Raw genomic sequence first — 6,951 nt, forward strand, 5'->3', positions numbered from 1 at the left:
GCCCGTACTCGCCGCCGGGCCACCCGTAAGGCCACCGCCCCGGCCGGCGCGCCCCAGGCGGCCGAGGAAGCCGAGGCCGAGGCGGCCGAGGAAGCACCGGTGGCCGAGGCCCCCGCCGCCGAGCCCGCCGAGGCCCCCCGCCGCCGTAGCCGCCGCCGCGCCGCCGAGCCGGTCGCCGAGGCGCCCCGTGCGGAGGAGGAGCCGGTGCAGGAGGGGCCGGTGCGCGGCCGCCGCCGGGCACAGCGGCCGCCGACGGCCGTCTTCCAGGCGCCGGTCTTCGCCGAGCCGATGTTCCAGACCCCCGAGAGCGCGGCCGCCGCCCATGCCGCGGCCCGTCAGGAGGAGGTCGCCGTCGAGCCGGTGGCGGAGGAGCAGCCCGCTGCCGGCGCGCGCCGGCGCCGTCGCCGTGGCGCCCCGGCCGAGCCCGAGCAGGTCGCCGTCGCCCCGGCCGAGGAGCCGGAGGCCGCGGAAGAGGCCGAGCCGGAGACCGAGCCGGGCGAGTTCGCCCACGACGAGGACGAGTCGGCCGAGCGCCCCTCGCGCCGCCGCCGCCGTGGTGGCCGTCGCCGCCGCCGTGGTGAGACCGCCGAGGGCGCGGAGGAGCAGCCCGCCGAGGCCGCCGGTGCGGAGGCCGAGGCCGAGCCGGAGGAGGCCGAGGAGCGCGCCGCCGAGCACCCGGAGGAGGACGAGGACCAGCCGGGCGGCGGCTCCAGCAGCAGCCGTCGCCGCCGCCGTCGCCGCCGTCGCAGCGGTGACGCCGCCGAGGCCGAGGCCGGCCACGCCGACGACCCGGAGCGCACGGTCGTCAAGGTCCGCGAGCCGCGCAAGAAGGAAGAGGGCACCGGCGCCGACGAGGTGCAGTCGATCAAGGGTTCGACGCGTCTGGAGGCCAAGAAGCAGCGCCGCCGTGAGGGCCGCGAGCAGGGCCGCCGCCGGGTGCCGATCATCACCGAGGCGGAGTTCCTCGCCCGCCGCGAGGCCGTCGAGCGGGTGATGGTCGTCCGCCAGAGCGGCGAGCGCACCCAGATCGGCGTCCTTGAGGACAACGTGCTCGTGGAGCACTTCGTCAACAAGGAGCAGGCGACCTCGTACGTCGGCAACGTCTACCTCGGCAAGGTGCAGAACGTGCTGCCGTCGATGGAGGCCGCCTTCGTCGACATCGGCAAGGGCCGCAACGCCGTGCTGTACGCCGGTGAGGTCAACTTCGAGGCGCTGGGCATGGCCAACGGCCCGCGCCGGATCGAGACCGCGCTGAAGTCCGGCCAGTCGGTGCTGGTGCAGGTCACCAAGGACCCGATCGGCCACAAGGGCGCGCGGCTCACCAGCCAGGTCTCGCTGCCCGGCCGCTACCTGGTCTACGTGCCCGAGGGCTCGATGACCGGCATCAGCCGCAAGCTCCCGGACACCGAGCGGGCGCGCCTGAAGCAGATCCTCAAGAAGATCGTCCCCGAGGACGCCGGCGTCATCGTCCGCACGGCCGCGGAGGGCGCGAGCGAGGACGAGCTGGCGCGCGACGTACAGCGGCTGCAGGCGCAGTGGGAGGAGATCCAGAAGAAGGCCAAGGCCTCCTCCACCAGCTCCCCCTCGCTGCTCTACGGCGAGCCGGACATGACCGTCCGGGTCGTCCGCGACATCTTCAACGAGGACTTCTCCAAGGTCATCGTCAGCGGTGACGACGCCTGGCAGACCATCCACGGCTATGTCTCGCACGTCGCCCCGGACCTCGTCGACCGGCTGCAGAAGTGGACCTCGGACGTCGACGTCTTCGCGACGTACCGCATCGACGAGCAGCTGATGAAGGCGCTGGACCGCAAGGTCTGGCTGCCCAGCGGCGGCTCGCTGGTGATCGACCGGACCGAGGCGATGGTCGTGGTCGACGTCAACACCGGCAAGTTCACCGGCCAGGGCGGCAACCTGGAGGAGACGGTCACCAGGAACAACCTGGAGGCGGCCGAGGAGATCGTGCGCCAGCTGCGGCTGCGCGACCTCGGCGGCATCATCGTGATCGACTTCATCGACATGGTGCTGGAGTCCAACCGGGACCTGGTGCTGCGGCGCCTGCTGGAGTGCCTGGGCCGGGACCGTACGAAGCACCAGGTGGCCGAGGTCACCTCGCTCGGCCTGGTCCAGATGACCCGTAAGCGGGTCGGCCAGGGCCTGCTGGAGTCCTTCTCCGAGACGTGTGTGCACTGCAACGGCCGCGGCGTGATCGTCCACATGGACCAGCCGACGACGGTCGGCGGTGGCGGCAAGCGCAAGAAGAAGGGCAAGGCCGCGCAGGCCGAGCCGCATGTCCACGAGGTCGAGGCGGCCGAGCCGCTGCCCGACGGCGGTGCCCCGGAGCTGGAGCCCGTCGCCGTGACGGAGGCCGAGCTCCAGCCCGCGGTGGCCGACACGGACGAATGGTTCAGCAGCCCGGCGGAGGCCGAGGCGGCCGCCGGACGCGGCCGTGGCCGCCGCCGGGTGAGCCGGAAGGTGTCCGCTCCGGCGGGCGCCCCCAAGGCCGCCGAGGAGGCCGCCGCGATCGTGCTGCCGGCCGAGCCGGTGGCGGAGCCGGAGCCGGAGGCGGTCGTGGAGCCGGTCGCCGAGGCGCCGGCCGCGGAGCCCGCGCCGGCCCGTCCGCGCCGCCGGGTGACCCGTAAGGTGACCGCCCCGGCGGGCTCGCCCGAGGTGTCCGACTCCGAGGCGACCGTCGTGATCGCGGCGCCGGCCGCCGAGCCGGAGCCCGCCGAGGGCGCCGAGGCCGAGCAGGAGGCGGCGCCCGCGGCCAAGAAGACCGCGAAGAAGGCGGCGGCCAAGAAGACGGCCGCCAAGAAGACCGCGGCGAAGAAGACCACGGCCAAGAAGGCGGCGGCGAAGAAGACCACCACCGCCAAGAAGGCCACGGTGAAGAAGACCGCCACCAAGAAGGCGACGACGAAGAAGGCGGCGGCCAAGAAGACCGCTGCCGCCGAGTAGTCCTCCGTGGCGTAAGCGGAGGGCTGAGCAGCCGAACCGTGCCCCGGGCCGTCAGCGGCCCGGGGGCCGGTTTGACCCTCTGGTCAAGGCCCCGTAATCTTGACCGTCGGTGTCTGTGACACCAAACCCCTGAGCAAACACCTCTCGGTCCGCCGAGGGAGGCCGCTCGTCCACTCGGATTCCACGGGCCGTCCCGAGCCCGTGTGAGCGGCTGGCGTCAGAGGATCGAAACCTAGCGAAAGAGAGTTCCGCGTGTACGCGATCGTGCGCACCGGCGGGCGCCAGCAGAAGGTTGCTGTTGGCGACGTCATCGAGGTTGACCGCATTTCCACCAGCAAGGTCGGCGACACCGTCGAGCTCTCCACGCTGCTGGTCGTCGACGGTGACTCGGTCACCAGCGACCCGTGGGTCCTGGCCGGCGTGAAGGTCCAGGGCGAGGTCGTGGACCACCACAAGGGCAACAAGATCCGGATCCAGAAGTACAAGAACAAGACCGGTTACAAGAAGCGGATCGGCCACCGCCAGCTCCACACGGCGCTGAAGATCACCGGCATCGACGCTCCGGCGAAGTAAGGGACTGAGGAGACATGGCACACAAGAAGGGCGCATCGTCCACTCGGAACGGTCGCGATTCCAATGCTCAGCGGCTCGGCGTGAAGCGCTTCGGCGGTCAGGCCGTCCTCGCCGGTGAGATCCTGGTCCGCCAGCGTGGCACCCACTTCCACCCTGGCGCGGGCGTCGGCCGCGGTGGCGACGACACGCTGTTCGCCCTGCAGTCCGGTGCGGTGCAGTTCGGCACCCACCGTGGCCGCAAGGTCGTGAACATCGTCCCGGTCGCCGAGTAATTTCGGCCCGGACGTAAGCGCACGTCAGAGCATCACTCCGAGGGCGGACCGCCTTTTCCCGCAGGAGCGGGAAGGCCGGTCCGCCCTTGGCGTGTTACCACAGAGACATCCGCGGAGTACCGCGACAGTTTTCCCGCTTTTCCCGCAGTTATCTGGAGGCACCCACCCATGACCACCTTCGTGGACCGCGTCGAGCTGCACGTCGCCGCGGGTAACGGAGGCCACGGCTGCGCCTCCGTTCACCGGGAGAAGTTCAAGCCGCTCGGCGGCCCGGACGGCGGCAACGGCGGCCGTGGCGGCGATGTGATCCTGGTCGTCGACCAGGACGTCACGACCCTCCTCGACTACCACCACCACCCGCACCGCAAGGCCACCAGCGGCCAGCCCGGCGCCGGCGACAACCGCGAGGGCAAGAACGGCACGGACCTCGTCCTGCCGGTGCCGGACGGCACGGTCGTGCTCGACAAGAACGGCGAGGTCCTCGCCGACCTGGTCGGCCAGGGCACCACCTTCGTCGCGGGCCAGGGCGGCCGCGGCGGCCTCGGCAACGCCGCGCTCGCCTCCGCCCGCCGCAAGGCCCCCGGCTTCGCGCTGCTGGGCGAGCCCGGCGAGGGCCGCGACATCGTGCTGGAGCTGAAGACCGTCGCCGACGTGGCGCTGGTCGGCTACCCGAGCGCGGGCAAGTCGTCGCTGATCTCGGTGCTCTCCGCCGCCAAGCCGAAGATCGCCGACTACCCCTTCACCACGCTGGTGCCCAACCTCGGCGTGGTGACGGCCGGCTCGACGGTCTACACGATCGCGGACGTCCCGGGCCTGATCCCGGGCGCCAGCCAGGGCAAGGGCCTGGGCCTGGAGTTCCTGCGCCATGTCGAGCGCTGCGAGGTGCTGGTGCACGTCCTGGACACCGCGACCCTGGAGTCGCACCGCGACCCGCTCTCCGACCTCGACGTCATCGAGGAGGAGCTGGCCCAGTACGGCGGCCTGGAGAACCGGCCGCGGGTGGTCGTCCTCAACAAGGTGGACATCCCCGACGGCAAGGACCTGGCCGAGATGATCCGGCCCGACCTGGAGGAGCGCGGCTACCGCGTCTTCGAGGTCTCGGCCGTCGCCCACCTGGGCCTGAAGGAACTGTCGTACGCCCTCGCCGACATCGTCGCCAAGGCTCGCGCCGCCAAGCCGGTGCAGGAGGCCACCCGTATCGTCATCCGGCCCAAGGCCGTGGACGACGCGGGCTTCACGATCACGCAGGAGGGCGAGGGCTTCTTCCGCGTACGGGGCGAGAAGCCCGAGCGCTGGGTGCACCAGACCGACTTCAACAACGACGAGGCGGTCGGCTATCTGGCCGACCGGCTGAGCCGCCTCGGTGTCGAGGCCGCGTTGCTCAAGGCGGGCGCCAAGGCCATGGACGGGGTGGCGATCGGCCCCGAGGACAACGCCGTCGTCTTCGACTGGGAGCCGACCATGGCCGCCGGCGCGGAGATGCTGGGCCGCCGTGGTGAGGACCACCGCTTCGACGCGCCGCGCCCGGCCGCCACCCGCCGCCGCGACCGCGACGCGGAGCGGGACGAGGCCACCGAGGAGTACGAGGGCTTCCGGCCCTTCTAGGCGCCGTGGCCCGTGCCCAGCAAAGAGAGCAGGCCCCGGGAGGATCTCCTCCCGGGGCCTGCTCTTTGCTTTGGACCCTTGCCCGAGGCCGTAGACGGCCCGCTGAGGGCTAGACGGCCGCGGCGGCGTCCGAGGCGCCACTGGCCTCGCGTTCGGCCGCCTCAGAGGCGTCCACGTCCTCCTGCGAGCGCTGCCCCGGGATCCCGGACAGCCGGCTCTCCATCCGGACGCGGCGTTCGTCGGCCTTCGCGCACAGCGCCTGCGCCGCCTGGTTGAAGCGCACCGAGGACGGCGGGTCCGACGGGCCCAGCAGGTGTTCCTTGAGCTCGGCCCGCTCCTCGGCGAGGGTGTCCAGCTGCGGATTGCGGACCGTGGCGAGCAGGGCCTTCACCCCGTCCGCCTCGGGGGTGAGGATCGTGGCCGCCCGTACGGTCGGGAAGTTCGCACGGAAGTCGGCCTCGCCCATGCCCGAGGTGTTGGCGACCGCGTACGGCTTCTCGCTGGTCAGGTAGTCGGAGACGACGCTGGAGACATCGCTGATCAGCACGTCCGCCTGGTTGAAGCAGCTGAAGATGCCGGGGCGGGCGGTGGTGATGATGCGGTGCTCCCACTCGGGGAAGGAGTTCCAGTACGCCTCCTCCCAGGCGGCGCCCGCGGCCTCCACGGCCCCCGCGCGGCCCTCCTCGGGGGTGCCCTGCAGCCGCATCCGCTCCAGCTCGTCCGCGCTCTTGCGGAACGCCGAGGTGGTGAGCGCGGTCAGCTCCTCGGTACGGCGGGCCAGCTCGGCGGCGGCCTCCGGGCCGGGCCGGGCGCCGCTGCGCCGGCCGTTGGCCTCCTCGATCATCGCCTGGATGCGGACGTTGGCGGCGCCCGCGCGCGGGTCCACGGAACCGGTCATCGGGTGCGGCTTGTACAGCAGCCGCACGTCGTCGTCGGCGAGCAGCTCGCGGACGATGTTCTCGCCCGCCAGGATCACCGAGGTGTTGCCCGGGTTGCCGTCCCAGCCCTCCCAGGTCGGGGCGTACAGCACGGTGGTCGGTCGGCCGGCCGGGGCGCCCTGGTAGGGCCGGATCGGGGCCAGCTGCGGGCGGCCCACCTCGACGACGTCCTTGTCCTCGACGCCGATGTCGGCGAGCTGGTAGCGGTCACGGGCCGCCGGGCCCGCCACCCACACCTCGTCGTACGCCTTCGCGTAGGGGTTGCAGGAGGAGAGCTTGTCGCTCTCGCCGTGGTTGGTGAAGGCGTGCTTGATGGACGGGATCCGCAGGATCTGCGAGGTCTTGCCGGAGTTCGCCGGGTGCAGCAGCACCTTGAGCGTGGAGTGCTCCAGGCGCATCAGGTTGGCGACCTTGGGGATGCAGACGATCGGCACGTCCGTGGCGTCGATCTTCTGCACCATGAAGCGCTCGCGGAGCACGATGATCGGGTTGCCGTCCAGGGAGGCCAGCGTGCTCAGCCACATGTTGGCCTGGTAGGCGGAGGAGGCGCCGCCGGAGAAGTACATGCCGACCGTCGGCTGGTACGCGGCCAGCCAGTCGTCCAG

5 protein-coding genes are annotated in these 6,951 nt (G+C 72.0%); 4 read left to right on the forward strand and 1 reads right to left on the reverse strand.

Annotated features, from left to right (window positions below; genetic code table 11):
• The 4 genes from ACZ5XZ_RS15025 to obgE all read left to right on the forward strand — a co-directional run.
• On the forward strand, positions 1-2,958 hold a 2,958-nt coding region (locus ACZ5XZ_RS15025; protein WP_468977853.1), incomplete at its 5' end, for an Rne/Rng family ribonuclease.
• A 252-nt stretch (positions 2,959-3,210) separates the two neighbouring features.
• A complete protein-coding gene (gene rplU / locus ACZ5XZ_RS15030) occupies positions 3,211-3,531 on the forward strand; it encodes a 50S ribosomal protein L21 (RefSeq protein WP_384440515.1) in 321 nt (106 codons plus the stop codon).
• A gap of 14 nt (positions 3,532-3,545) precedes the next feature.
• The gene (gene rpmA / locus ACZ5XZ_RS15035) at positions 3,546-3,803 is read left to right on the forward strand and encodes a 50S ribosomal protein L27 (RefSeq protein ID WP_384440512.1); all 258 of its coding nucleotides are present in this window, start codon (positions 3,546-3,548) and stop codon (positions 3,801-3,803) included.
• A gap of 168 nt (positions 3,804-3,971) precedes the next feature.
• Positions 3,972-5,408 (forward strand): GTPase ObgE, encoded by a 1,437-nt coding sequence (gene obgE, locus ACZ5XZ_RS15040; RefSeq protein ID WP_468977855.1) that lies wholly within the window; start codon positions 3,972-3,974, stop codon positions 5,406-5,408.
• A 109-nt stretch (positions 5,409-5,517) separates the two neighbouring features.
• Here the strand turns inward: obgE and ACZ5XZ_RS15045 are convergent.
• The coding region (locus tag ACZ5XZ_RS15045) for a hypothetical protein (protein WP_468977858.1) at positions 5,518-6,951 on the reverse strand (1,434 nt) is incomplete at its 5' end.

It is taken from the genome of Streptomyces sp. NPDC033270, from assembly GCF_055576575.1.